23 protein-coding genes, 1 tRNA gene and 3 pseudogenes are annotated in these 24,452 nt (G+C 31.9%); 18 read left to right on the top strand and 9 right to left on the bottom strand.

The features are described 5' to 3' along the window. Positions 1–185: 185 nt before the first annotated feature. A complete protein-coding gene (locus tag J0J35_RS06345; RefSeq protein ID WP_206887810.1) occupies positions 186–413 on the top strand; it encodes a hypothetical protein in 228 nt (75 codons plus the stop codon). 486 nt (positions 414–899) lie between these two features. Beyond that, the gene (locus tag J0J35_RS06340) at positions 900–1,451 is read left to right on the top strand and encodes a recombinase family protein (protein ID WP_206916231.1); all 552 of its coding nucleotides are present in this window, start codon (positions 900–902) and stop codon (positions 1,449–1,451) included. 300 nt (positions 1,452–1,751) lie between these two features. Here the strand turns inward: J0J35_RS06340 and J0J35_RS06335 are convergent, their stop codons facing one another. Further along, entirely contained in the window at positions 1,752–1,961 is a 210-nt protein-coding gene (locus J0J35_RS06335; RefSeq protein ID WP_206887807.1) for a helix-turn-helix domain-containing protein, read from the bottom strand. A gap of 330 nt (positions 1,962–2,291) precedes the next feature. On the opposite strand from J0J35_RS06335, the gene J0J35_RS06330 reads away from it, so the two are divergent. The 4 genes from J0J35_RS06330 (at position 2,292) to J0J35_RS06315 (ending at position 6,454) form a co-directional block, all read left to right on the top strand. Next, the gene (locus J0J35_RS06330) at positions 2,292–4,154 is read left to right on the top strand and encodes a heavy metal translocating P-type ATPase (protein WP_206916229.1); all 1,863 of its coding nucleotides are present in this window, start codon (positions 2,292–2,294) and stop codon (positions 4,152–4,154) included. Positions 4,155–4,857: 703 nt separating this feature from the next. After that, a complete protein-coding gene (locus tag J0J35_RS06325) occupies positions 4,858–5,085 on the top strand; it encodes a heavy-metal-associated domain-containing protein (protein WP_012898751.1) in 228 nt (75 codons plus the stop codon). Positions 5,086–5,133: 48 nt separating this feature from the next. Next, a complete protein-coding gene (locus J0J35_RS06320; RefSeq protein WP_019335408.1) occupies positions 5,134–5,679 on the top strand; it encodes a DNA-binding protein in 546 nt (181 codons plus the stop codon). A gap of 85 nt (positions 5,680–5,764) precedes the next feature. Further along, entirely contained in the window at positions 5,765–6,454 is a 690-nt protein-coding gene (locus J0J35_RS06315; protein ID WP_198494364.1) for a Crp/Fnr family transcriptional regulator, read from the top strand. 126 nt (positions 6,455–6,580) lie between these two features. On the opposite strand, the pseudogene J0J35_RS06310 reads toward J0J35_RS06315, so the two are convergent. From J0J35_RS06310 to J0J35_RS11650, 5 genes and pseudogenes are all read right to left on the bottom strand, one after another. Further along, positions 6,581–7,735 (bottom strand): annotated as a pseudogene (locus J0J35_RS06310) (IS3 family transposase). A 324-nt stretch (positions 7,736–8,059) separates the two neighbouring features. After that, positions 8,060–8,761: an abortive infection protein gene (locus J0J35_RS06305; RefSeq protein WP_242534006.1), complete on the bottom strand. Its 702-nt coding sequence runs from the start codon at positions 8,759–8,761 to the stop codon at positions 8,060–8,062. Between the two features lie 257 nt (positions 8,762–9,018). Next, a complete protein-coding gene (locus J0J35_RS11660; RefSeq protein WP_242534005.1) occupies positions 9,019–9,459 on the bottom strand; it encodes a pentapeptide repeat-containing protein in 441 nt (146 codons plus the stop codon). After that, positions 9,449–9,832: a hypothetical protein gene (locus J0J35_RS11655; RefSeq protein WP_242534004.1), complete on the bottom strand. Its 384-nt coding sequence runs from the start codon at positions 9,830–9,832 to the stop codon at positions 9,449–9,451. Before J0J35_RS11655 ends, J0J35_RS11660 begins: the two co-directional genes overlap by 11 nt. Beyond that, complete coding sequence (locus J0J35_RS11650) at positions 9,786–10,166, bottom strand: hypothetical protein (protein WP_242534003.1); 381 nt, start codon at positions 10,164–10,166, stop codon at positions 9,786–9,788. Before J0J35_RS11650 ends, J0J35_RS11655 begins: the two co-directional genes overlap by 47 nt. Positions 10,167–10,703: 537 nt before the next feature. Between J0J35_RS11650 and bsh the strand changes: the two genes are divergently transcribed. After that, positions 10,704–11,678, top strand: coding sequence for a choloylglycine hydrolase (gene bsh, locus J0J35_RS06295; protein ID WP_206887801.1), 975 nt, complete (start codon positions 10,704–10,706; stop codon positions 11,676–11,678). Positions 11,679–11,840: 162 nt separating this feature from the next. Beyond that, positions 11,841–12,899: an FUSC family protein gene (locus J0J35_RS06290; protein ID WP_206916227.1), complete on the top strand. Its 1,059-nt coding sequence runs from the start codon at positions 11,841–11,843 to the stop codon at positions 12,897–12,899. 526 nt (positions 12,900–13,425) lie between these two features. On the opposite strand, the gene J0J35_RS06285 is transcribed toward J0J35_RS06290, so the two are convergent. Together J0J35_RS06285 and J0J35_RS06280 are read right to left on the bottom strand one after the other, a co-directional pair. Further along, complete coding sequence (locus tag J0J35_RS06285) at positions 13,426–13,968, bottom strand: ParB/RepB/Spo0J family partition protein (protein WP_206887795.1); 543 nt, start codon at positions 13,966–13,968, stop codon at positions 13,426–13,428. Beyond that, positions 13,950–14,282, bottom strand: a pseudogene (locus tag J0J35_RS06280) (DUF3440 domain-containing protein); the annotation flags it as partial. The gene J0J35_RS06285 and the pseudogene J0J35_RS06280, both read right to left, overlap by 19 nt. Before the next feature lie 76 nt (positions 14,283–14,358). Here J0J35_RS06280 and J0J35_RS06275 point away from each other — a divergent pair. The 4 genes and pseudogenes from J0J35_RS06275 (at position 14,359) to J0J35_RS06260 (ending at position 16,523) form a co-directional block, all read left to right on the top strand. Further along, positions 14,359–15,449 (top strand): annotated as a pseudogene (locus tag J0J35_RS06275) (IS3 family transposase). A 350-nt stretch (positions 15,450–15,799) separates the two neighbouring features. Beyond that, positions 15,800–15,873, top strand: a tRNA-Met gene (locus tag J0J35_RS06270). A gap of 163 nt (positions 15,874–16,036) precedes the next feature. Beyond that, positions 16,037–16,225, top strand: a complete 189-nt coding sequence (locus tag J0J35_RS06265; RefSeq protein WP_016170874.1) for a hypothetical protein — start codon at positions 16,037–16,039, stop codon at positions 16,223–16,225. A 103-nt stretch (positions 16,226–16,328) separates the two neighbouring features. Beyond that, complete coding sequence (locus tag J0J35_RS06260) at positions 16,329–16,523, top strand: hypothetical protein (protein WP_014025157.1); 195 nt, start codon at positions 16,329–16,331, stop codon at positions 16,521–16,523. 166 nt (positions 16,524–16,689) lie between these two features. Here J0J35_RS06260 and J0J35_RS11800 read toward each other — a convergent pair whose 3' ends face one another. Continuing rightward, positions 16,690–16,872, bottom strand: coding sequence for an ArsC/Spx/MgsR family protein (locus tag J0J35_RS11800; RefSeq protein WP_370569339.1), 183 nt, complete (start codon positions 16,870–16,872; stop codon positions 16,690–16,692). Between the two features lie 421 nt (positions 16,873–17,293). On the opposite strand from J0J35_RS11800, the gene J0J35_RS06250 reads away from it, so the two are divergent. The 6 genes from J0J35_RS06250 (at position 17,294) to J0J35_RS06225 (ending at position 24,448) form a co-directional block, all read left to right on the top strand. After that, entirely contained in the window at positions 17,294–18,631 is a 1,338-nt protein-coding gene (locus tag J0J35_RS06250) for a TrkH family potassium uptake protein (protein WP_206887793.1), read from the top strand. Between the two features lie 50 nt (positions 18,632–18,681). Then, positions 18,682–19,740: a DUF389 domain-containing protein gene (locus J0J35_RS06245; RefSeq protein ID WP_206916224.1), complete on the top strand. Its 1,059-nt coding sequence runs from the start codon at positions 18,682–18,684 to the stop codon at positions 19,738–19,740. Between the two features lie 519 nt (positions 19,741–20,259). Further along, complete coding sequence (locus J0J35_RS06240) at positions 20,260–20,586, top strand: metalloregulator ArsR/SmtB family transcription factor (RefSeq protein WP_206916221.1); 327 nt, start codon at positions 20,260–20,262, stop codon at positions 20,584–20,586. 18 nt (positions 20,587–20,604) lie between these two features. Next, complete coding sequence (gene arsD / locus J0J35_RS06235) at positions 20,605–21,039, top strand: arsenite efflux transporter metallochaperone ArsD (RefSeq protein ID WP_206887786.1); 435 nt, start codon at positions 20,605–20,607, stop codon at positions 21,037–21,039. Positions 21,040–21,053: 14 nt separating this feature from the next. Beyond that, a complete protein-coding gene (gene arsA / locus J0J35_RS06230) occupies positions 21,054–22,769 on the top strand; it encodes an arsenical pump-driving ATPase (protein WP_206887785.1) in 1,716 nt (571 codons plus the stop codon). A 17-nt stretch (positions 22,770–22,786) separates the two neighbouring features. Further along, the gene (locus tag J0J35_RS06225; RefSeq protein ID WP_206916218.1) at positions 22,787–24,448 is read left to right on the top strand and encodes an FAD-dependent oxidoreductase; all 1,662 of its coding nucleotides are present in this window, start codon (positions 22,787–22,789) and stop codon (positions 24,446–24,448) included. Positions 24,449–24,452 lie beyond the last annotated feature (4 nt).

Raw genomic sequence — 24,452 nt, 5'->3', positions numbered from 1 at the left:
AAACATTTTATGTGGTTAGCATTTAGCTCAATTATTTTATATATATCAAAAAAACTTTATGATGAGAATAAACTTTGAAGAAAAACTAGTCTCCACTCTGGGAAAGGTTCTAGCTAGAAGAAATCTAGAAAAAACCTAGAACCTACACTCAAACAATGAAGAATTTTCAAGATGGCGTTGATACAATGATAGCTTCAAGAAATGGATTTGCAGGATATGGTATTGGAATGGCAATTGCCATGGCAGGACTAATAGTGGCTCAATTTATACCAGTTGTAGATATAGTAGTCGATGCTATTACAGGTGTATTAGGAGGAGGCTTAGGTCCTGGTGGAGCTACTGCACTTGCACTTTTAATTATAAACTATGCTAACGCATCATCTTCTATTGCTCGGAGCTTTAACGCACTATGAAAAAAAATATAGGAACCCTTATTATTGTAATTGCCAGTCTTATTGTAGCTATATCAGGAATAACATACACCTTATATATGCTCATAACTAATTTCCCTATTAGTCCTATAATAATCTTATTTCTACACTTTTCATTCACATTCTTAGGGTTTATTCCCTTTGTATGGGTTATTGAGCAAATAAGACGCAAAAAATAGCTCAAGATAAAGTTCATAAAATTTAAATGGAGCTATCCAAATATTATTCCATTCGTTAATATGAATGGAATAAGTACTAAGAAAAAACATATGCAAGTTATTATGTGTATGTTTTTTTGTTAGAATGATGTGTTCAGAAAATGACTCATTTTCTGGACACTTTTTATTTTCTACAATTTTCGTCAATATCTTTTATATTTTGTGTTCATTAACCCATAATTTAATCTATGTCCATTTATATATATTGTTTTAAGTTATGGTACAATTAAACTAACGGAGGTACAGAAATTTGAATATTGGATATGCACGAGTTTCAACTGGACTACAAAATTTAGATTTACAAAAAGACAGTCTTGGAAAATATGACTGTGAGAAAATATTTACTGATCACATGTCTGGAAGTAAAAAAGATAGACCAGGGTTAAAATTAGCAATAGAATTTTCTCGGCCCGGAGACACAATTGTCGTTTGGCGATTGGATCGATTGGGAAGAAATATGGAGGATTTAATCAGCATAGTCAACTCACTAAACGATAAAGGAGTAAGTTTCCATAGTTTGCAAGAAAATATCACGATGGACAAATCAAGTTCTACTGGACAGCTTATGTTTCATTTATTTGCAGCATTTGCGGAGTTTGAACGTAACCTTATTCTTGAACGCTCGGCTGCGGGGAGAGCTGCAGCACGTGCTAGAGGAAGATTAGGTGGTCGACCTGAGAAATTCTCTAAGAAAGATATAGAGCTACTTAAAACACTTGTAGATAGTGGAACACCAATAAAGAATATTGCGGAGTCTTGGGGTGTTTCGAGAACAACTATTTATCGATATATTAATAAATAGTATATATTTAAAGTAAAATCAGGAGATGATGATGAATATCTTACAAAAAATTTCAGATAAACTTATGATTCCAGAATATAAAATTGAAGGCAAACTATTCAATGATTTCTTCATTTTATCCGAGGAATAAATAAAGACAATCTAAAGGGTTATCTGTACCAAGCATTATTTATTATAGAAAATTATTTAATTGATAACACAGAGTAGTCTGTAATTGACGAAGATTACGACATGTACAGTATTAAAAACTTTTACATTAATAGAAATATTTTACCTGAACCCAATAGTCTTAATAATTTTTCACTCTTTAAAAACTTTGCTATAAGCATAATTTTGTTTAACCTTTTTCTGAAAAGCTGCAGCTCCTTCAGATTTGTACTTCCATATCCAACTTCTAAGGAGTCCTGATGAGGGGATATTATATTTTCTTGCAAGAAACGTTGCCTCAGTCTTGCCTTCTAGATATTCACGAACTACTTTTAATTTAGACTCAATGGAATATTTTGACAAGAAAAATGACCTCCAAATTTATAGGTTCTTAAGTCTATATTTTTAGGGTCATATCAACTTTGGCTAATTAACAGTTCTCGAACTAAATACTGCCACCGACTTTTACTCGGCTATATTGGACTTGTTTGCAGCAAGTCCTTTTTCTTTATTATATGACTTTTTTCAATCGTTTTATTCTTTTTTGCTATATTCCAAATACAATATTAAGTCTTATATATAGGAAACATGTAAAATAGTATAATTTTTTTATTTTCTTGATAGTTGTCAATTTTTATCAGTAAGGGCAGCGCTATACTAGTATCATAAAGAAAATCAAAGGAAGTAGAAAATATGGCAAAAATAACACTGAACTTTCAAAAACAACTTCAACAACACAGTAATCACTTGGTTATCCTCTCAGCCATTCTCATTGTACTCGGATACCTTGGTAAATATGGTGTAAATCAAATATGGATTTGGAATTCGACAATGATTATTGCAAGTATTATCGGTTTTATACCTGTTGCAATTCATGCCTATCAAGCAATCAAAGTGAAACAAATTTCGATTGACCTGCTAGTTTCTATTGCAGTTATCGGTGCTCTGTTCATCGGTGAATACGAAGAATCAGCAATTGTCACTTTTCTCTTCGCTTTCGGTGGATTTTTGGAGAAAAAAACGCTTGAAAAAACGCGATCAAGTATCAAAGAACTCACGAATATGGCACCCAGCACAGCCCTATCTGCTGATGGCGAAGAAATAGATATTGATGAAGTTGAAATTGGTGATAAACTTTTAGTAAAAACAGGACGTCAAGTTCCTGTTGATGGTCATATTTACCAAGGGTCTGGCTATGTCAACGAAGCCAGCATCACAGGTGAATCACGTGAAATCAGAAAGGAAACTGGTGCTAAGGTTTTTGCAGGTTCTATCTTAGAAAATGGTACAATTTACGTAGAAGCAGAAAAAGTTGGCGAAGATACAACTTTTGGTAAAATTATTGAACTGGTTGAAGAAGCCCAAGATACCAAATCTCCTGCTGAGAAATTCATCGACCGCTTTGCTAAGTATTACACGCCAGCGGTACTTGTTATTGCAGCTATTGCTTGGGTTTTTAGTCATAATCTAGAGCTAGCCATCACGATTCTCGTACTCGGTTGTCCTGGTGCCCTCGTGATTGGTGCGCCTGTTTCAAATGTTGCAGGAATCGGTAATGGTGCAAAAAGAGGTGTCCTTATTAAGGGAGGTGATGTTATGAATACCTTCAGTCATATTGACACGCTTCTGTTTGATAAAACGGGTACTCTGACGAAAGGCAATACAGAAGTTGTTGTCGTCAAAAATTATGGTGCTTCAAAAGAATTGATTGATGCAGTTGCTTCAGCAGAAAATGAATCCGATCACCCATTAGCAACAGCTGTTGTACGCATGATTGGAGAATTCAATCCTGTCAAATTTGCAAAAACGGACGTTGTTAAAGGACAGGGGATCATCGCAGACGACCTATTGATTGGTAATGAAAAAATGATGGTGGCTAACCACATCACGATTTCTCCCGAGCAGAAACAGGACATCGCAGAAATTACTAATTCTGGTGCATCAGTTGTTTTGGTTGCAGCTGATAACAGATTACAACTGGTTTATGGTATCGCAGACGAAATGCGTTCTGGTGTCAAAGAAGCCCTCGAAGAGCTACGCCACGAAGGTATTTCTCGTATGATTATGCTGACTGGAGACAACGAGACAACAGCTAAAGCAGTCGCTTCTCAACTCGATATTGATGAAGTACGTGCCAATCTCATGCCTGAGGAAAAAGCTGAAGTTGTCAAATCACTCAAAAACTCTGGTAAAAAAATTGCTTTTATCGGTGATGGTGTCAACGATTCCCCTAGCTTGGCACTTGCTAATATAGGTATTGCAATGGGTTCTGGTACTGATACTGCGATTGAAACGTCCGATATCGTGCTAATGAAATCCAGTTTTGACGAACTTGTCCATGCATATGGTTTGAGTAAACGCACGGTTGCCAACATGACACAAAATATTGTGATTGCGATTGTAGTTGTGCTCTTTTTACTGGCTGGTCTAATTCTTGGAGGTACAGGATTAGTACCTAGTTTTGTCAACATGGGCACAGGTATGTTCGTCCACGAAGCTAGTATCCTTATCGTCATTGTCAATGGCATGCGACTGATTAGGTATCGAGAGAAATAGAAGAATGGAAACAAACCAAAATTTATGCGGTTTGTTTTCTTTTTTTGAAAGGAATCATTTTTTTGATATCAATAAAGTTTATAATGATTTTATCAAAAATGATTTGATAAAATCATCGAGACATTTTCGATGGCTTCTAGAATCTTTACAATTAAAGTTTTCCTTACTAATAGGGGGAGGTTCAATAAGACACTGAATTTGAGGCTATGAGAGAAACTATCGCAAGCAATGTAGCACGTTAGGGATTTGAACTTGTTTAAAAGCTTTGATACCTATCTCAATATAACTTTTTTATAAAAATAGATAGGAAGTTCCAATGACAATTATTTAAAAAGGAAACACACACATTTGCTAGACAGGAAGATTGTCAGGTAGGAGGGGACATAGCGTTTTCAGAACACTTCAAACATCTTATGTACGATGGATGTTTTAAAAAAATCACTAATGGTTTTGCTCTTTTAAATCTCATACAGGCAAAATTAGGGATTGATTTAAACACCGTTCCGCGGACCGTCTCGGTAGACTCTAACTGGTGCTGATTGCGCTCCTCATAGAAGGTTATTCAGCGTTAAAAAAGAGACTCGAGAAACTTTATTATTTTGTAGATAAAAAAATAAAATTGATATTCTTGATAGATATCAATTTTTTGCTAGTACTAACGAGTTATAATTAATTTATAAAGAAAGAGAAAGAGGTGAATCTTATGTCAAAAGTAATTATGAAACTCAATGAATTGAGCTGCCCATCTTGCATGGCAAAAATCGAAGGAGCAATGACTACAACTAAGGGTGTAGCAAATGCAAAAGTGCTTTTCAATGCATCAAAAGTTAAAGCAGAATTTGACGAAAATGTTGTCAGTGCTGATGAACTTATCAGCAAGGTTGAGAAACTTGGGTACCCTGTTTTAAGTAGCAAAGTAACTGTTGTGTGATTTCTACCAGTAAAGACAGCACTATAAATTGAATAAAGGAAAAAATTGATGACTAAATTAACGATTGATGAAAAATATGCTAAAGAACTTGATAAAGCAGAGGTTGACCACCACAAGCCTACGGCTGGTGCGATGCTAGGACATGTCTTATCCAATTTGTTCATTGAAAATGTACGACTGACTCAAGCAGGAATATACGCGAAAAGCCCAGTTAAGTGTGAGCATTTACGTGAAATTGCAAAAAAAGAAGATGAATATTTCTTTAAAATTTCGGATTTACTTCTTGACGAAAATGAGATTGTACCAAGTACAACTGAAGAATTTTTAAAGTATCACAAGTTCATTACTGAGGATCCAAAAGCCAAATATTGGACTGATGAAGCTCTACTTGAAAGCTTCATTGCAGATTTTCAAGCACAAAATATGTTCATTACGCGAGCAATTAAGCTAGCAAATAAAGAAGAAAAATTTGCTTTGGCGGCTGTTGTAGTCGAACTTTACGGCTACAATCTTCAAGTTATTCGTCACTTGGCAGGTGATTTGGGTAAAGCTGTTGCTGATTTTCATGACGAAGATGAAGATAATGACAATTAATTTTTACGAAACTGTAGGCTTTAATTGAACAAAGCTTGCAGTTTTATAATTTTAGCGCGATAATAAGATAAGGAGAATTACCAAAATGAGCAAGTATGAACATCATTTTAGTCATGATGAACACCACTGTGTACAGCTTGTCCCACTATTTGCTTTACTTTCAGAAAGTGAACTGGCGCAAGTTGAGCAGGTTGTTCATCATAAGACTTTTGAAAAGGGCGAAGCGGTCATCAGCCCTTTTACGGTGCCTCAACTCGCAATTGTGGCGCACGGTACTTTGAAGATATATCAGCTTTCTAGCACTGGTAAAGAGCAGTTACTACGTGTAATTGAACCTGGTGGATACGCAGGTGAAGACGCCTTGTTTGGAGTAGTGAATGAGAATCTTTATGGCGAAACATTGCAAGAAACAAAAATTTGCTTTTTGCGACAACAAGATTTCAAAAATTTATTGTTAAAATATCCCGAGCTAAGTTTGAAATTACTTGAAACCACCGTGAGAAGAGCTGCGGAAATGCAATATCAAGCACAATTTCTCATGATGGAAGATGTTGAAAGTCGAATCGCTAATTATCTTTTGCAACTCGTCAAAATAGTAGATTCAAATCTTGTTACGATTCCAATGAAAATGAAAGATCTCGCAACGTTCATTGGAACAACTCCCGAAACTATTTCTCGTAAGTTCAAAATACTAGAAGAAAAGGGATTCATTGAGCGTCGAGGAAAGGTAATCAAAATACTAGATATTGATAGGCTTGAAGATGATTATGCTTAAAATGGTCTAAAGAGGACACAATAGATTCTGATCCTACACAAAATCCAGACCTAATGCCAGATGAAAAAAGGAACCAATATTGTTTCTTAAAATGATATTGTACTAGATTGGACTAATGTCAAATAATTAGACAGAAAATGAACTATATTTTCTTAAAAAAGTTCTCTTCCTTCTGATTTGGAGTTAATCCATTGTTTGCAGAATGAGGATTATAGTTATTATAAAATTGATTGATGTATTCAAAGCAAGAGAGTTGCACTTCCTGAATCGAGGAGAATCTTCTTCGATTAATTTCTCGTTGTTTAAGATACTTGAGAAAGCCCTCAGTCACGGCATTATTATAAGGATATCCAGGTTTGGAATAAGAAGCAAGTAACTGGTGCTCATCTAATATTTTCCTAAAAGAAGCCGATTTAAATTGGCTCCCTTGGTCAGAATGAAAAATAATTGGTTCCTTAGACTTTCTCTTATTCAAAACTATTTCAAGGGTGTCACAGGCGAGTCTGGCATCAATCCTCTCACTTACTTTCCAAGCGATACATTTTCTAGAGTAGAGGTCAAGAATAGCACAGAGGTACACGTGACGTTTAGAACCTATAGAAATATAAGTGAAATCCGTTGTCCACACTTGATTCGGAGCTTTAGGATTGAAATCTTGTTTAAGGAGATTATCAGAAGAAAATACAGGAGAGTGTTTTGATTTAAACCGAGGTTTAATCGTTGACATTTTAGGGAGTGTCATAGACTTTAGAAGTCGTAAGATACGCCCTTCCGAAATATTGATGCCATAATCACGTAGAAGAATGATTTTAAAAGCTCTCGTTCCAATTCTTTTCTTAGCTTTCATATAAATATCAAGGAGAGTCTTTCTAAAGCATTGATTCTCTATTTCACGCTTCGAAGGACTTTTGTTAATGAAATTATAGTAGGTGGAACGATTGACATGTAAAACACGACAGAGAATAACTGTCGTGTGTTCAAATCGGAGTCTATAGACTGCTTTTAATCTCACGAGTTTTGCATGAATATGGCACTCGCTTTTTTTAAAATAAGATTTTCTTCCTCTAGTTGGGCATTGCGTTTTTGCAATTCTTGAATCTGTTTAGCAGTCAACACTGTATTATCTTCAAGACGAACTTGAGAGTACTGGTTGATCCATTTTGCAAGTGCAGAAACGGAGACTCCATAGTCTTTACAGAGTTCAGATTGAGTTTTACCTGTTTGGTAGAGGGTGACAAGAGATTGTTTAAATTCCTCGTCGTAACATTTAAAGCCTGACATAAAAGTCCTTTCGTTTTTGTGTCTTCTTAGGCAGATTATAACACACATATTTGTGTCTACTTTTATAGTATAGCTCCACTCTTACATATATTAGAAAAGATAGATATAACAGGAAGTATATCGTTTTTAGAAAAAACAACTGTTAAATAAACGAATCTTTTATTGACAAATCTTTTTATCATAATAAAATACCGAAGAGATTCAGTTCTCCTCGGTATTTTCGTTATAGATATAACTATTAAGTTTTGAGCTGATATATATATATATTTTATTTTAACCTATCCAATACCTTTTTGTTAGGTGACATTGCTATTTTTCCTAATTTTACGGTAACATAAAAAAATCTTGGCTATATTTTAAAACAACCTCTTCAGCTATTTCATTAATTTTCTCGTCAATTATGTTCAGAAGATCATTTTTTAATTCTGCAGTATAATCAATTTCATGTTCTTTAAATATATTATCATTAATATTAAAAGTTAATAGTTTTTCTTCCGAAAATTTTTCATCATGATTTGATAGTAAATGAATTAATTGTTTAAAGTTGGGATGAGCTATTGCACATGTCTCTTTGTACTGCAAATATATTTTTGTATTATTCTCTCCTTCAAGTTGATCAAAAGAGAGGTCTGCCTTTTCCTTAACTTGCCTTTCTTTGTTTTCTATATAGAGTTTATAGTTCTTATCCAATATATTTTCAAAGGCTTCATATTCTTTAGCTATATAAAAATATTTAGTATATGCAACATATATTGTGTTTTCTATCAATGTTTTACATAAAATCATGGCTGCTGTCACATTATTAGAAGTTTCCAGAACTACCAATCCCTTTAATACATCTTTTGTATTGATCAGCAACATTTTTAAAACCATTCTTATAGTATTTATTTTTTTTTTTTGCTCAACTTGATCAACAATTTTAAAAGGAATTGGCAAATCATCGAATGGCAGCCAACTATTTATTTTTTCTTGTTGTGCTTGTATGTATTTCTCTACTTGTTCAAATGTATCTACTTTACCGTACATAAAAAATCCTTTACACTTTTTGTCATTTGTTTTGCTTAAACTTCAAAGCTATACAGCTATTATATAATCTACAATCCTGTCACAAGTCTTGTCGTCTTCTTAGAAACGCTGCTTTGGTTGTGACCTTTTATAAATCCAATTATAGCAGAAACTGAAAATGAATCTTTGTAGTATACTCTGATTGGCACTCCTATTATACTGGTAAATACAAAAGTAACAAAAAAACTCAAAATTTTTAAATTATGAGTTTTTTGCAATTATCTTTTAAAAACTTCTTGTAAATTACCAGAAAGGATATTTGCTTCAGTATCTGCGTCAATAGCTTTACCGTTTATACTTAAACCATATATTTCCGCTTTTTGAAATTCCTCTCCACTTAGATCGATATTAGAAATATCTGCACCATTAAAGTATGTACCTTCAATTATCGCTCCATCTAATTTTGCTCCTCTTAGTGAAGCACCTGTAAAATCCGTTTTTCTTAGAGTGGCGCGACGTAAATCTGCACCACTTAAATCTGCAAACTTGAAACTCGCTTCTGTTAAATCAGCATTAATCAATTTTGCCTTGCTCAAATTAGCACTTAAAAAGGTAGAATCATGTAAAGTTGCACCAATTAATGAAGCACCCATAAAATATGATTCTCTAAACTGTGACTCAATGAACGTACTTTTGTTTAAATCTGAATTATTTCCCAAAGACTGCTTTATTTGCTGTCATTTTTTGTAAATTTAAGCTACTAAAATCCGACTCAATAAATCGTGAACGAAATAAATTTGCTTCCTCAAATGAATTTTTATACTTCATTTCTATACCTGGATATTCATTTTCATTTAGTCCAAAACTTAAATTATTAAATGTGAATTTTGACCAGTCCAACTCTAGTTGTGTATCTCTTTGTGATTTTACTACTTTTACAATTACATCTTTAATTAATTCATTAAACAAAGATGGCTCATCTGTAAAAATTTGTTCATATCTTGAGAATAAAACTGAAACTATTTGTTCGATTTTTATATTAATATCATTTGTATGATTTAAATATATCTTTGAAAGATAATACCACTTCATCAATAAGAGATACTAAAGTAAATGCACCTGCTAATTGCTTATTTTCATCATAGAGCTGATTCACTCCCTCAACGTAAACTTTATTTAATTCAGAAATTCTTTCTTGATATTGATCTTCTCTTTTATTTTCAAGTTCTTTTTCTTTTTTTCTCTCTCTTACAATCCAAAGATACGCTGTGGAAGGGGCAGCAATTAGACCAACATAACCTGTCATTGTACTATCAATACCAAGATGATACGTTCTATTAAAATAATATATTCCGACTGATACACCTATAGCAATTATTATCCAAAGGATAAAATACCATACATTTATCTTGCTACTATCTTTCATTTACAGGTTTCCTTTTATTTTACTATCAATGTCATACTAACACAAAAAATGATTTGAGAAAAGTTTTTGTTATACATAATTTAGAAAGTAACTTATCCTGGATTAAGAATATATAAAAGGAGCTTTGAGAAAGTTGAAAGAGATTACCAAAGCCTAAAAAAGAAATAGAAAATTTTTCTAACACAACTTAAATATAATAATAAACTCTACCAAAAATAAGGGAATAAAATAGAATTGTATACTAAAAATTCCAGAAGATGTTGCAATTTATCTAAGAATAGAATTCTACTATAATATAAGCAAATGTTTAATACCAATAACCATACGCATATACACACAACCATATACACACAACCATATACACACAATATATATTTTTTTATTATCGAATAATAGAATTTAAGTATATGAAACTCTATATTTTTCCATAAAATCCTTCATTATTACATTACTATAAAATTCTTACTGTATCTCTTGATTTTTTTTTTTTAGAATTTTAAAATAGAATTATACAATTATATTATGGAGGTAAATACTATGTGTACTGCTTTAACATACACTTCATCTGACCATTATTTTGGTCGTAACTTTGATTTTGAAATATCTTACAATGAACGTGTTATTGTCACTCCCAGAAATTTTCCGTTTGTTTTTAGAAAAGAAAGTGACTTATTTTCACATTATGCCATGATAGGAATTGGGATTATGGAAGATGGATATCCTTTATATTATGATGCAACAAATGAATACGGGTTAAGTATGGCTGGATTAAATTTTCCAGAAAATGCTTATTATTTTCCAACTGTTGACAATAAAACAAATATAACGCCCTTTGAATTTATCCCTTTTCTTCTTGGTAAATGTAAAAATATTTTAGAAGCTAGAGAACTGTTAGCTGATTTAAATTTAATTGATTTAAATTTTAATGACTCATTTCCTTTATCGCCTTTACACTGGATGATTTCAGACACTAAAGAAACAATCGTTGTAGAATCTACAGCTAAAGGTTTGAAAATCTTTGATAATCCGGTTGGAGTACTTACAAATAATCCTCCTTTCGATTTCCAACTCTTTAATTTAAACAATTATCGTTCTTTATCAACTAAAACTCCTGATAATAACTTCTCTAATAAAATAAATATGGATGCTTACAGCAGAGGAATGGGAGGAATGGGCTTACCTGGAGATTTATCTTCATCTTCTAGATTTGTTAAAGTAGCTTTTACTAAATTGAATGCTACTATCGAAAAAACAGAAGAAGAAAGTGTAAGTCAATTCTTCCATATTTTAAAATCTGTAGAGCAACAGAAAGGGCTTTGCGATGTAGGAAACGAAGAATACGAGTACACCATATACTCTTCATGTTGTAATATGGATAAAGGAATCTATTATTATACTACCTACTACAATAGTCAAGTCACTGCAATTAATATGCACAAGGAAGATTTAAATTCAGATAAATTATCAATATTTTCTTTGGTCAATAGTGAGAAAATCAATTATATTAATTAATTATTTGTTATACTAAAATATTTACTAATGTAAAATTGTTATTATTTCCTATTAGACATTCTGATAAAATATAGGAAACTATCTATTATACTTTACTTAATAAATAGCTATTATTCTCTTTTCAAAATTTTTTGTTAAGTAATATTCTATAGGAGATCATATATGAACTTTTATCAACTGTTACAGCTAGACCCTAGCACATTAAAATACAAAGTCCATAGTACTGATGATAAAAAAAAGAAGATGAAATTTATGCTTTGTTTATCACTAAGAGCAATATTAATAGTTTTGTTTGCAATCTTTTGGATAACTTCTCTAACTTTTTTATTTAGTAAAGACACTTCATCACTTGCCCTTATTTTATTTTGTATTTTATTAAATTTACGCTTTGTACCTTTTGGCTATAAACTAAAGCAATCTATAATTGGCTTAGGATTTGTACTATTTCTATTCTGGTTAGCACCTTTTATTTATTTAATACCTTATGCAACGATTCAACTACTATTCCATTTTAGTATTTTATTATCGCTATTTTTGATTACTGGTAAAGAGCCTAAAATGGGAAATCCTGCATTATACTCGTTTTCCTACCTTTATCTTATTGGAACAACTCAATATACATCAACTTCTCAAATCTTACATTCCTTTTTTATCTTATTGTTCACTTATATACTATTTTCTATAATATATTATAAAAAATTTAAGTCTTTAAATGAAGATATTTCTTTTACATATATCATAAAGGAAGGTATTAATTTTAATAAGAAAAGTATTTGGTTTTTCTACTATGCCTTAGGAATCGGTTCATTGCTTGTCTTAGGAAATTATCTTCATATAGATCGATTTATGTGGGCAACCTTTGCTTGTTCTTCACTATTTTCTGGATATGATACATTTAAAATATCAAACCGAGCAAAAGAACGTATTGTAGGAGTTATTTTAGGCTCAATTTTATCAGGTATACTCTTATTTGTCATTCCTACAAATTTTCTTGGTATGTTAGGTGGAGTCAGCTTGGGTTTTTGTGCAACTTATCAAAACAAAACAATATTTAATTATATTGGAGCAATAACTGTAGCAACATTAATATTTGGACTAAAAACTTCAATCTTCTTACGTATATTGCTTAATATATTGGGTATTGTCTATGGTCTTTTATATCATTACATTTTCACAAAAATTTTAAAGTATTTGTTAAAGCGAAAAAAATATGCATTATAATATCAAGGAGTAATGAAAGTACCGAATAATAGCTGTCCCAGATTTAAAAATCTAGCTAGCTATTATTCGGTACTTTACTTTTACCTTTTACAGAGTAATCTTTTATTATTATTTTTAGAAAAAAATAAAGCCTCCCTAATTAGAGAGACTAAACAAAATAAGCAATGGGATAACCTATTCAATACTATGAAACTTATTAAAAATAAAGAAGATTTGTATCCCGTGTTTTTATTTTAACAAAAATTTATCCCTTCTTTCAACCGTTTAAGGTAGGTCAATCAAATTATATTAATAAATAATTTTGCCGCAAAAAAACCTCTTACTTTGAAGAGGCTTCCTGTGAGATAACTATTCTGTATTATATTAAAAACTCGAAGTAAAGGTTCATGGGTTTTGCAATCATTTAAATCTTACTAAGATAACAATCTAAAATATAGTAGAAAGGAAGTTATCTCACAACATTTATTTTATCAAAAAAACTTTTTTGAAATCAAGTCATTATGGTTTCTCAATATAATACATATATTCATAAAATCTCGTTGTCATTATTTTCCATTGTTTCCCAGGATTTAGAAAAATCTTTATTTTTAAATAATGAAGCTAACCCATTTAATTGTTTTAATCTCAATAATTCTTCTTTATCCATACCAATATTTTTTATAATCCACTGATCACTTAAACCTGCTTCTACTAAATGTTGCACAATTTCTTTCATTAATTCAAGTGAATGAGTCCCTCTAGCACGATTATGACGTATTGTACTTGCAATACGGTTTTCTAGAGGTTTATTGATTATAGATACAGGTAAAGTATAATTCTCCCTTTTAGCAACTTCCTCAGATGTTTTCATAACTAAATATCGATGAAAGCCATCCACTATTTCATATATATCTTCATCTTTATTATAATAGCATACAATTGGCATTGTATACCCATCCTCTAAAATTGAACGCTCTAGTAAATGAAATTCTGGAGGTGCTGTTATATTTGGATTGTAAGTATTTGCTTTTATTTTTTCTATAGGAACACGCTTAATATTATATACTGGACTTATAAAATATTCTTCCATTTTTTCATAGCCTCTTTCTTCTTTTGTAGCTCATCTTTTGTTTGTCCAAACCCCATATATTGACAGGAAGTATTGTTTTTTAATATTGTTATACACATTCTTTTATAAGAAGGAATTAAACGAAAATTTTTATTTGGAGCACTATCTGGGTACTCTATGAATCGAATTATTTCATACTCTTGTTTATACTTACGATTGTTTTTAGGAGAACCTAGACGTTCAAACTTAAAATTATGATCGTTCAACTGATTTATTACAGAAACAGGTAATGCACCCCCACTCCTCGTCCAATAAGTCAACGATGATTTAAATTGGAGCTATACTATAAAAGTGGACAGAAAATTGTGTGTTATAATCTGTCTATTAAGACACAAAAATGAAAGGACTTTTATGTCAGGTTTTAAACGTTACGACGAGGAATTTAAGCAATCTCTCGTTAATCTCTACCAAACAGGTAAAACTCAATCCGAACTCTGTAAAGACTATGGTGTCTCCCCTTCTGCACTTGCAAAATGGATCAAGCAGTACTCTCAAGTTCGTCTTGAAGATAATACGGTCTTGACTGCTAAACAGATTCAAGAATTACAAAAAAGGAATGCCCAACTCGAAGAAGAAAATCTTATCTTAAAAAAAGCAAGTGCCATATTCATGCAAAACTCCAAGTGAGATTAAAAGCAGTCTATAGACTCCGATTTGAACACACGACAGTTACGCTCTGTCGTGTTTTACATGTCAATCGTTCCACCTACTATAACTTCATAAACAAGAAGCCCTCAAAACGTGAAATAGAAAATCAACGCTTGAGAAAATTACTCCTTGAGATTTATATGAAAGCCAAGAAAAGAATTGGAACGAGAGCTTTTAAAATCATTCTCCTGCGTGATTATGGCGTTAATATTTCTGAGGGGCGTATCTTAAGACTTCTCAAGTCTATGACACTCCCTAAAATGTCAACGATTAAACCTAGAGTTAAATCAAAACACTCTCCTGCATTTTCTTCTGATAATCTCCTTAAACAAGAATTTAATCCTAAGTCCCCGAATCAAGTATGGACAACTGATTTCACTTATATTTCTATAGGACATAGACGGCATGTTTATCTCTGCGCCATCCTTGACCTCTACTCTAGAAAATGTATTGCTTGGAAAGTAAGTGACAGGATTGATGCTAAACTTGCCTGTGACACATTAGGGATGGCTATAAATAAGAGGAAGCCTAAGGAACCAATCATTTTTCATTCGGATCAAGGTAGCCAATTTAAATCAGCTTCCTTTAGAAAAATATTAGATGAGCATCAATTGCTTGCTTCTTACTCCAAACCTGGATATCCTTTCACTCCATTCAAGAAGTTCAACTCTCTTGCTTTGAATACATCGAACAGTTTTATAACAACTATAATCCTCATTCCGCAAACAATGGTTTAACTCCAAATCAGAAAGAAGAAAACTATTTTAAGAAAATATAGCTCATTTTGTGTCTAAATATTTGACATTAGTCCAATAATGACCAAGGTAATGAAGACTAGGATTATAGAAGGAGAACAATGTTAAGAAATTTTATACTGAAGAGATGTGAAGAAAAAGTTAAAGTTGAAAATAAACAGCTAAGGGGAATTAATAACAAATTACTCAAAAAAGTGAAACGATTGGAAGTAGAGAATAATATCATTAGAAGTAAGTTTATGAATTTAAAGTAATACGTTTATTGGGAAATTAGGTTAATTTAGTTAAGTGTGCTACAATGAGGATAGTATTTGAATAACATCCATTAAGGTAGTGGACTTATATAGAACAATGTTACTTTGTGGAGTTTGTTAGCTTTTATTTATTAACGTGGGATGGAGCAGCTAGGTAGCTCGTCGGGCTCATAACCCGAAGGTCGTAGGTTCAAATCCTACTCCCGCAATATGAAGATGATTTCCCTGCTTCGTCGGGGATTTTTATATATATTGGTTTGGATATAAAATAATAATTTGTTATATATTAAGAAGACGTAGCTTACAAATAAGATAGAATAGCTGATAAAATACATAAATGTAAAATAGATGAGGAATGAAAGGAGGAGATATATGGGAATAGCAAGAACGAAACAACAGATATCAGTAATATTTGAAAAACCATTGAGTTTAGTAAATTATGAATTAGCAATAATGAGGAAAAACATTAATTTTAAAGAATACATATTTGATTCTAGTTACAAAAAGCAAACTTATGTGAATATGTATGGCTACTATAAGTATTTGAATTATTGTGAATAAATTGAGTATTAAATATAGATTTACTCCTTTATAGTAAGGAAGAATAAGTTTTAGCAGAACAATATTTCTATTCAAAGATAAAATTTTCAGGAGGGAAGATAAAATGCAAACAGGAGATATCATTACATTATCAAATGGCCAAAGAGCAACAGTAGTTACTGCAGATACTGATAAATTTAAAAATATTATTATTGTAGAACTTGAAGATCATGATGTACGCGTAGTTGATCGGGATACTTTAACTCTTGCACCTGCTAAATACCATGATAATTTCGGCTCTCACAGCAAAATATGGTAATATAAAGCTTTATTTTAAAGTTCTTATTGGACCTGATAAAATATAGGTTTTAAAAAAAATAAAGCTAGAAACTAACCAAAAAACTAACCAACCAACTAAATTGTGTGTAAATAAAAGTCATTCGGATATATTGGAATGACTTTTATTTTATATCTTTTATAAAGAACTAGGATATTCCAACCTCTCTATATTTGGGAGGTAAAAAAATTCTTATATCTTCTGCTTTGTAACCGATGAGTAGCTTGTTCTGATCAACTATAAGGGGGCTTCTTAAGATATTAGTATTTTCAAGAATATAATTTACACTTGTGTTAAATGTAGAAGTTTCAATGTGTTTTATTTGATCTATTTTTTTGAGGCTTAGCCTAGTTGTATATTTTAAAATATCAGGAAAGCCATTATCAGTTAAAGAAAGGATATAGATTAATTCATTTTTTGTTATTAATTCTATTCTCTTTTTCTTAATGTTAATATTATGCTATCTAAACCATTTTATTGCCTGAACACATGAAGCATTTCCTATATCATAATATAAAGTTATCATTTTATTTTCTATATAAACGCATTCTAAAAATCAATACTTAAATTTTTGATTTAATTTCTTTAGAAGTTTAGTATATCAGCTCATTCATGATTTGTAAAATGAACTACGAGATGTTATAAAGCTAGATTTTTTTCGAAAAAATATGGGTTTTGACATTTAGGACAAATGTATTTAATTTGTTATACTAATTATTGTAAATACTTTATGAATACAGGATTGGATAGAAATGAAAAACTTTTTTATTAAAAGGATGATTAAAAATTTAACAGATTTACAAATTATTTTTTTGAGTTTTCTTTTTGTAGTAATATTAGGAGGAAGTATACTAAGCCTTCCGATATCTTCAAAAGCTGGAGAATATACCAGCTTTGTAGATTCTCTTTTTACCGCAATATCGGCCACATGTGTCACTGGATTAGCTGTCTTAGATACAAGTACATACTGGTCTTTTTTTGGTCAAGTTATTATTTTGATTTTGATACAGGTTGGAGGGCTCGGCTTTATGACCTTAGTTGCTAGTATATTTCTATTATTGAATCAAAAAGTATCTATGAAATCAAGAACTGCCCTACAAAAAACATATTCTGTTTCTCATTTAGGTTTTAAAAAATCATTAGTGTTAGGTATACTATTTATTTCATTAATTGCTGAATTTATAGGAAGCGTTTTGCTTTCATTTATTTTTATTCCAGAATATGGATGGCTAAAGGGGGTATGGTTTAGTGTATTTCATTCGGTATCTGCCTATTGTAATGCAGGCTTTGATCTTTTTGGAAATTCTCTTATATCTTACGATCATTCTCCTTATATTATGCTTGTTATTTCATTACTTATAGTATGTGGAAGTTTGGGGTTTATTGTTATCATGGATTTGATAGGATATAAAAAAAGACATAAACTCTCTTTACATTCTAAATTGGCACTTATTGTAACAGGAATTTTAATATTATTTGGGATGTTACTCTTTTTTATCACTCGTTTTTCTTTTTATAAAAGTGATTTTTTAGTTTATTTTGTTCAGAGTCTATTTTTTGCGATTACACCAAGAACTGCTGGATTTGCTATACAAGATTATTCCTCTTTAAGTCAAGCAAGTCTATTTCTAACAATTATTTTGATGACAATTGGAGGAACTTCAGGCTCAACTGCAGGGGGAATAAAAACAACAACAATTGGAGTTTTTATTCTTAATATAAGAGCTGTCATACGAAGAGAGAAACATACAAGATTTGGGAATAGAACTATTCCTCAAAACTTGGTTAAACAATCTTATGAATCTATTTTTTTATACTTTTCTCTTGTAATTATCTCTACTTTTCTTTTATTGGTACTGGAGCCTAATTTAAAACTCGATCAGGTTCTCTTTGAAGTAGTTTCTGCTTTGTCTACAGTAGGACTGAGTATGAATGTAACACCTGAATTAAGTTCTGCAAGCAAAGGATTAATTGGGTTACTTATGTTTATTGGTCGTGTTGGAATATTTACAATCATTTACTCTCTTAATACTAAAAATAGAGAAGAAGCTCTCTATAAATATCCTGAAGAAAATGTAATGGTCGGATAATCTGAATTGATAGACAGTTAAAATATTTAAAAGAAGTATAAGGAGGAATTATGAAAAATAATTATGAATTTACCCCGATAGAGTTTAGGGATAAAATATTACAAGATTTAGAAATTAGAATTAGCGATTCAATAATATTAGTGTGTGCTATTTTAATTGCTTCAATTGGATTAAACATGAATTCTAATGCTGTAGTTATAGGAGCTATGTTAATTTCTCCTGTTATGACACCAATATTAGCCTTAGGATATGGTCTGTCTGTTTTTGACTCTTTTGTAGTAAAAAAGTCTGCTAAATTATTACTCTTAGAAGTAGCGGTCAGCATAATCGTAGCCTCACTTTATTTTATGATATCACCTATCAGTTATCCGAGTAGCGAAATTATTTCAAGAACAAGTCCAACCATCTGGGATGTTATCATCGCTTTTGCAGGTGGAGTGGCAGGAATCATTGGTGCAAGAAAAAAACAAGCTAATAATATTGTGCCAGGAGTGGCAATAGCTACAGCTTTAATGCCACCTTTATGTACTATTGGGTATTCAATTTCAGTATTAAAATGGGAATATTTTTTAGGAGCGTCTTATTTATTTGTTATCAATAGTGCTTTCATTATGATTGCGACAGTTATTGGTATCAGAGTGATGAAATTTCCAGTACATTATAAAGTGAGTATAAACAAAAACAGAATTAACCTTTTCTTGTTAGTAATTTCTATATTAATCATGATCCCAAGTATTATTTCTGCTTCATCTTTAGTTCAGGATAGTGTTCGTAAATATACCATTAATAATTTTTTGAAAAATGAATTTAAAGATTACGTTATTTTGGATCAGAATTATAAAAAATCGCAGAATAAGCTTGTTTTAACAGTATCTGGTAAAGAAATTAATTCCTCTAAAATGAATAATTTAAAGGAAAGTTTATCTAGTTACGGGCTAAAAAAAGTGACATTAGAGGTAATTCAAATACCAGAATTAGGAAATTTAAAGGGTGAGGAACTTTCTAAGTATCTAGATCAATATATACAAAACAAGTTAGATGAAAACACCGATAAGAATATTGAAAGTAAAAAAGAAAAAAATGATAGTTCAAAACAGATTAACGAATAAGTCTCCAGTATTTTTTGTTTTATTTAAGTAATGTTGCTTATAATTTAAGAAGTGTTGAACTTCTCGCATTACGCCGCGAGAAGTTTTTTTATTTTAAGATGAGAGAGGGTAGTAGCATTTAATAGTTGGTTTATTGCGTGCAACAATACTATACAGATCATAAGATATTGAAAATTAGATGTTTTGTGGGTATTAATCACTATTGATAATTGGTAATAAAATTTTAGAATGTAATAAGTTAGACCATTATGGTAAAATGAATTTATGGGCTGAGTTACTCGAGTAAGCAGGCAATTATAGGATTAAAGAAAGAAAAGCTAACCAAGCAGTTAATGTGAGTAAATAAAATTTATAAAATAAAGGGTCGCTAGAAATTTCTAACGATTTTTTATTTTATAAATTTGCGAACATTACAATTCAAAAAAAGAAACATAAACAAATATTTATGTTTGACATAATATAAATAATCATTTATATTTATATACATAAACGATTATTTATATTAAAGAAAGGAATAATATGGATTATGAAAATATGGTGGTAGGGCTAAAAGCTTTAGCTGAGCCAAATCGCTTGAAGATTGTTGACTTACTTTCATGTGGGACAAAATGTGCTTGCGACCTTTTAGAACACTTCGATTTCTCACAACCAGCACTTTCACATCACATGAAGGTGTTAGAAAAAGCTGGAATAATCACAGTTGAAAAAAAAGCAACGTGGAATTACTATACATTGAGTGAAGAATTTACACGTGATTTTCAAGCTCTGTGTAAGTCACTTTTTTCTCATGATGAAGAGACTTGTGTATGTGGAACAGGAAAAAATGGCTGTTCTTGTAGCAAATAAAGAAGGGAATAAACTAAAATGCAAAAAATTGAAATATTTGAACCAGCAATGTGTTGTTCTACAGGAGTATGTGGTCCGTCAGTTGATTCAGAGTTATTACGTATCACAAATTTGATGGATAGTTTAAAAGATAATAAAGAAATCAAAGCATATCGCTATAATTTGACAAGTAACCCTCAAGTGTTTGTTGTCAATGAAACTATTTTGAACCTCCTTCAAAGCAAAGGTAATGAAATACTACCTGTAACTATGGTAGATGGTACAGTGATAAAAACTGGTAGCTATCCAACAATTACAGAACTTCAAGCACACTGTGAAACTCTTGATGAAGTAGAGAATAACACTTGTTGCGATAGCACAGAAGGTTGTTGTGCTGTTGATGAAAAAAAAGAGGTAGAAGTTAAAACACAAACTAAAGGTTCTTGTTGTGGTGGAAATACAGGATGTTGTTAATTGAGGAGGAATAAATGAAGTTATATAATCCAAAAAATATAGGTTTAACAAAATATCTCTTTTTTACTGGTAAAGGTGGAGTTGGTAAAACAACTTCTGCATGTGCAACAGCCGCTAATCTCGCAGATTCAGGAAAAAAAGTAATTCTTGTAAGTACTGATCCTGCTTCAAATCTTCAAGATGTTTTTCAAACAGAATTAACAAATAAACCAAAAGTAATTGATCAAATTCCAAATTTAAAAGTTGCTAATTTTGACCCTGTCACAGCTGCCAACGATTATAAAGAAAGTATTGTAGGTCCTTATAGAGGAGTTCTTCCAGATTCTGCAGTTGAAAATATGGAAGAACAATTATCTGGCTCTTGTACAGTAGAAATTGCTGCATTCAATGAGTTTGCAGGATTTCTAACTGATAAGTCAGTTGAGAGCGAGTACGACTATGTTGTTTTTGATACAGCTCCAACAGGTCACACTTTAAGGATGCTTGCCTTACCTTCTGCGTGGTCTAATTATTTAGATGAAAATGATACAGGAGTTTCTTGCTTAGGTCAACTTTCTGGTCTAGGTGATAAAAAAGATAGCTATGAACAGGCTGTGAAAACATTATCTGACGGTACTTTAACTTCCTTAATGCTTGTCACTCGTCCACAAAAAGCAGCAATTCAAGAGGCAAGTAGAGCTTCAAAAGAACTCTCTGATTTAGGTATCCATAATCAAAAATTAATCATCAATGGTTTGTTAGATAGTGCAGACGATGAAATTTCAGAAATTATTTATAATCAACAAAGAAATGATTTGGATAACCTACCTCAAGAATTAAAAGACTACGAACTGCTTTATATACCATTACGACCATATAATGTCACTGGTTTAGATAAAATACGCGTACTTCTATCTGAAAAACAGCCAGAGATTGCATTAACAAATTCAAACTCTATAGATTATCCAGATATATCCGATATTATTAATGATTTTGTTAAGACGGATAAGAAAATAATTTTTACAATGGGTAAAGGTGGAGTTGGTAAAACAACAATTGCAATTAAAATAGCACAAGCATTGAAAGAACGTGGAAAAAAAGTTCATCTAGCAACGACAGACCCTGCAGACCATCTTAATTTTTATTTAGGTGATACCTCAGGCTTATCTCTTAGTCATATTGATGAAGAGAAAGAGCTTCGAGAATACAAAGAAGAAGTATTAGCTAAAGCACGAGAAACTATGTCAGGGGATGATTTTGATTATGTCAAAGAAGATTTAGAATCACCTTGTACACAAGAAATCGCTGTATTCCGTGCTTTTGCAGAAATTGTAGAAAAAGCTGATGATGAAATTGTTGTTATCGATACCGCACCGACAGGTCATACATTACTACTTTTAGAATCTACTCAGAGTTATGCTAAAGAAGTGGAAAGAACAAGCGGTGAAGTTCCCGAAGCAATTCAGAAACTGCTCCCTCGTTTACAAAATCCTGATGAAACAGAAGTTCTTATGGTCACATTGCCTGAGACAACTCCTGTTTATGAATCTATGAGACTTGCTGATGATTTAGATAGAGCAAATATTGCTCATACTTGGTGGTTAGTTAACCAAAGTATGGTCGCGACTCATACCACGAATGCTGTTTTGAAAGCTAGAGCTTCAAATGAAATCGAATGGATTGAAAAGGTTGCTAAGCTTTCTGATAATAAATATGCTGTTGAAAAATGGCAACCAGACTTTGAAAAATAGGGAAATGGAATATTTTTATGAAAATAATTATTATTGGATCAGTCGCTTCTGGAACTAGTGTAGCTGCTAAAGCACGTCGAAACACAGAAAGTGCAGAGATAACTCTTTATGATAAAGATACTGATATTTCATATGCTGTATGTGGGATTCCATATGCAATTGGTGGAGAAATAGCAGATTTTGAAGAGTTAACACCACGTGATGCAAAGTGGTTTAAAAAACGTTATAACGTTGATATACACACCTCACATGAAGTATTAAGTATTAATCACTCTACAAAAACACTAACAGTTAAAAATCTATTATCTGGAGAAGTATTTGAAGATAACTATGATATTTTAGTTTTTGCTACAGGGGCAACGTATCGTACCCCTAATGTATTTGCAGGTAAACATTTCGAAAACGTTTTTCAAGTTAGAAACATTAATAGCGGAAAAGAAATCAAGTCCTTTATAGAAAACAAAAAGCCCATGACTGCTGCAGTTGTAGGGGCAGGATATATAGGTCTTGAAGTTGCTGAACAACTAAAGGAACGTGGAATTGAAGTTACAATTCTTCAACGTGGTAAACATCCTATGTCACATTTAGACTGGGATATGTCTATTCGTATTGAAGACGAAATGATAAAACAAGGTATTGATTTCCGCTCTGAAGAAACAATACAAACCTTGATTGGTGAAACTCAACTTGATGAAGCAATCACTAGCAAGGGAACAAAACTATCTGCAGATATGTATATATTAGCAACTGGTGTCCAACCTAATGTATCTCTGGCTCAGTCCATTGGAGTAAAAATTGGAGAAACAGGGGCTATTGCTACAGATAATACACTTCAAACAAATATACCTGATGTATACGCAGTGGGTGATGCAGCTGAGAGCTTCCACATTATTACCGGAAAGCCTACCTATCGTCCTTTAGCTTCTACCGCAAATAAGATGGGTAGAGTTGCTGGAGACGCTATGACAGGCGGCCCACTTCGTTTTCAAGGTATTTTAGGAACTGGTATTTTGCGTTTCTTTGATTTAACAATTGCTCAAACTGGATTAACAGAAAAAGAAGCCTTAGCTGAAGGTTATGAAGTTGCAGTACTCTTTAATATTAAGCCAGATAAACCAGACTATATGCACGGTAAAGAAATGGTTATTAAGGCAGTGGCTGATAAGCTCACTCATCGTATTTTGGGTGTACAAATTATTGGTCCTCAAGGAGTTGATAAAAGAATTGATGTTTTTGCTTCAACAATAACTTTAGGAGTTACTGCAGAAGATTTATTCCACATGGACTTAGCTTATGCACCACCATTTTCTACTACAAAAGACCCAGTAGCATATACAGGTATGGCATTAACCAATGCACTCACAACAGCTCCACTTATTACTCCGGATGACTTAATGGAACTTCAAAAAAACAATGAAAATATTACAATTATTGATACTCGAGCTCCAAAAATTTTTGAAAAAAATCATGTACCTAATGCTATTAACATACCATTAGCAGAGCTCCGAGAAAAGGCTTCATCACTTGATAAAAATAAGAAAACAATTGTTTATTGTAATAAAGGAGTGACAGGCAACGCTTCTCAGAACGTATTGAGAAATGAAGGGTTTAAAGAAGTTTATAACTTATCAGGTGGAAATAAGAATTATCAAGAGTTGGCAAAGAAACAACAAAATTAGGAGA

The organism is Lactococcus sp. LG606, assembly GCF_017309645.1.
GTDB lineage: Bacteria > Bacillota > Bacilli > Lactobacillales > Streptococcaceae > Lactococcus > Lactococcus petauri.
This window is presented reverse-complemented; position numbering and strand designations above follow the sequence as displayed.

What these genes read in the sequence shown, in the direction of transcription:
- J0J35_RS06345 (WP_206887810.1), top strand. Translation starts at nt 186, where the DNA reads ATGATAGCTTCAAGAAATGGATTTGCAGGATATGGTATTGGAATGGCA.
- J0J35_RS06330 (WP_206916229.1), top strand. Translation starts at nt 2,292, where the DNA reads ATGGCAAAAATAACACTGAACTTTCAAAAACAACTTCAACAACACAGT.
- J0J35_RS06325 (WP_012898751.1), top strand. Translation starts at nt 4,858, where the DNA reads ATGTCAAAAGTAATTATGAAACTCAATGAATTGAGCTGCCCATCTTGC.
- J0J35_RS06320 (WP_019335408.1), top strand. Translation starts at nt 5,134, where the DNA reads ATGACTAAATTAACGATTGATGAAAAATATGCTAAAGAACTTGATAAA.
- J0J35_RS06315 (WP_198494364.1), top strand. Translation starts at nt 5,765, where the DNA reads ATGAGCAAGTATGAACATCATTTTAGTCATGATGAACACCACTGTGTA.
- J0J35_RS06305 (WP_242534006.1), bottom strand. Translation starts at nt 8,761, where the DNA reads ATGTACGGTAAAGTAGATACATTTGAACAAGTAGAGAAATACATACAA.
- J0J35_RS11655 (WP_242534004.1), bottom strand. Translation starts at nt 9,832, where the DNA reads ATGAAGTGGTATTATCTTTCAAAGATATATTTAAATCATACAAATGAT.
- J0J35_RS11650 (WP_242534003.1), bottom strand. Translation starts at nt 10,166, where the DNA reads ATGAAAGATAGTAGCAAGATAAATGTATGGTATTTTATCCTTTGGATA.
- bsh (WP_206887801.1), top strand. Translation starts at nt 10,704, where the DNA reads ATGTGTACTGCTTTAACATACACTTCATCTGACCATTATTTTGGTCGT.
- J0J35_RS06290 (WP_206916227.1), top strand. Translation starts at nt 11,841, where the DNA reads ATGAACTTTTATCAACTGTTACAGCTAGACCCTAGCACATTAAAATAC.
- J0J35_RS06285 (WP_206887795.1), bottom strand. Translation starts at nt 13,968, where the DNA reads ATGGAAGAATATTTTATAAGTCCAGTATATAATATTAAGCGTGTTCCT.
- J0J35_RS06265 (WP_016170874.1), top strand. Translation starts at nt 16,037, where the DNA reads ATGGGAATAGCAAGAACGAAACAACAGATATCAGTAATATTTGAAAAA.
- J0J35_RS06260 (WP_014025157.1), top strand. Translation starts at nt 16,329, where the DNA reads ATGCAAACAGGAGATATCATTACATTATCAAATGGCCAAAGAGCAACA.
- J0J35_RS06250 (WP_206887793.1), top strand. Translation starts at nt 17,294, where the DNA reads ATGAAAAACTTTTTTATTAAAAGGATGATTAAAAATTTAACAGATTTA.
- J0J35_RS06245 (WP_206916224.1), top strand. Translation starts at nt 18,682, where the DNA reads ATGAAAAATAATTATGAATTTACCCCGATAGAGTTTAGGGATAAAATA.
- J0J35_RS06240 (WP_206916221.1), top strand. Translation starts at nt 20,260, where the DNA reads ATGGATTATGAAAATATGGTGGTAGGGCTAAAAGCTTTAGCTGAGCCA.
- arsD (WP_206887786.1), top strand. Translation starts at nt 20,605, where the DNA reads ATGCAAAAAATTGAAATATTTGAACCAGCAATGTGTTGTTCTACAGGA.
- arsA (WP_206887785.1), top strand. Translation starts at nt 21,054, where the DNA reads ATGAAGTTATATAATCCAAAAAATATAGGTTTAACAAAATATCTCTTT.
- J0J35_RS06225 (WP_206916218.1), top strand. Translation starts at nt 22,787, where the DNA reads ATGAAAATAATTATTATTGGATCAGTCGCTTCTGGAACTAGTGTAGCT.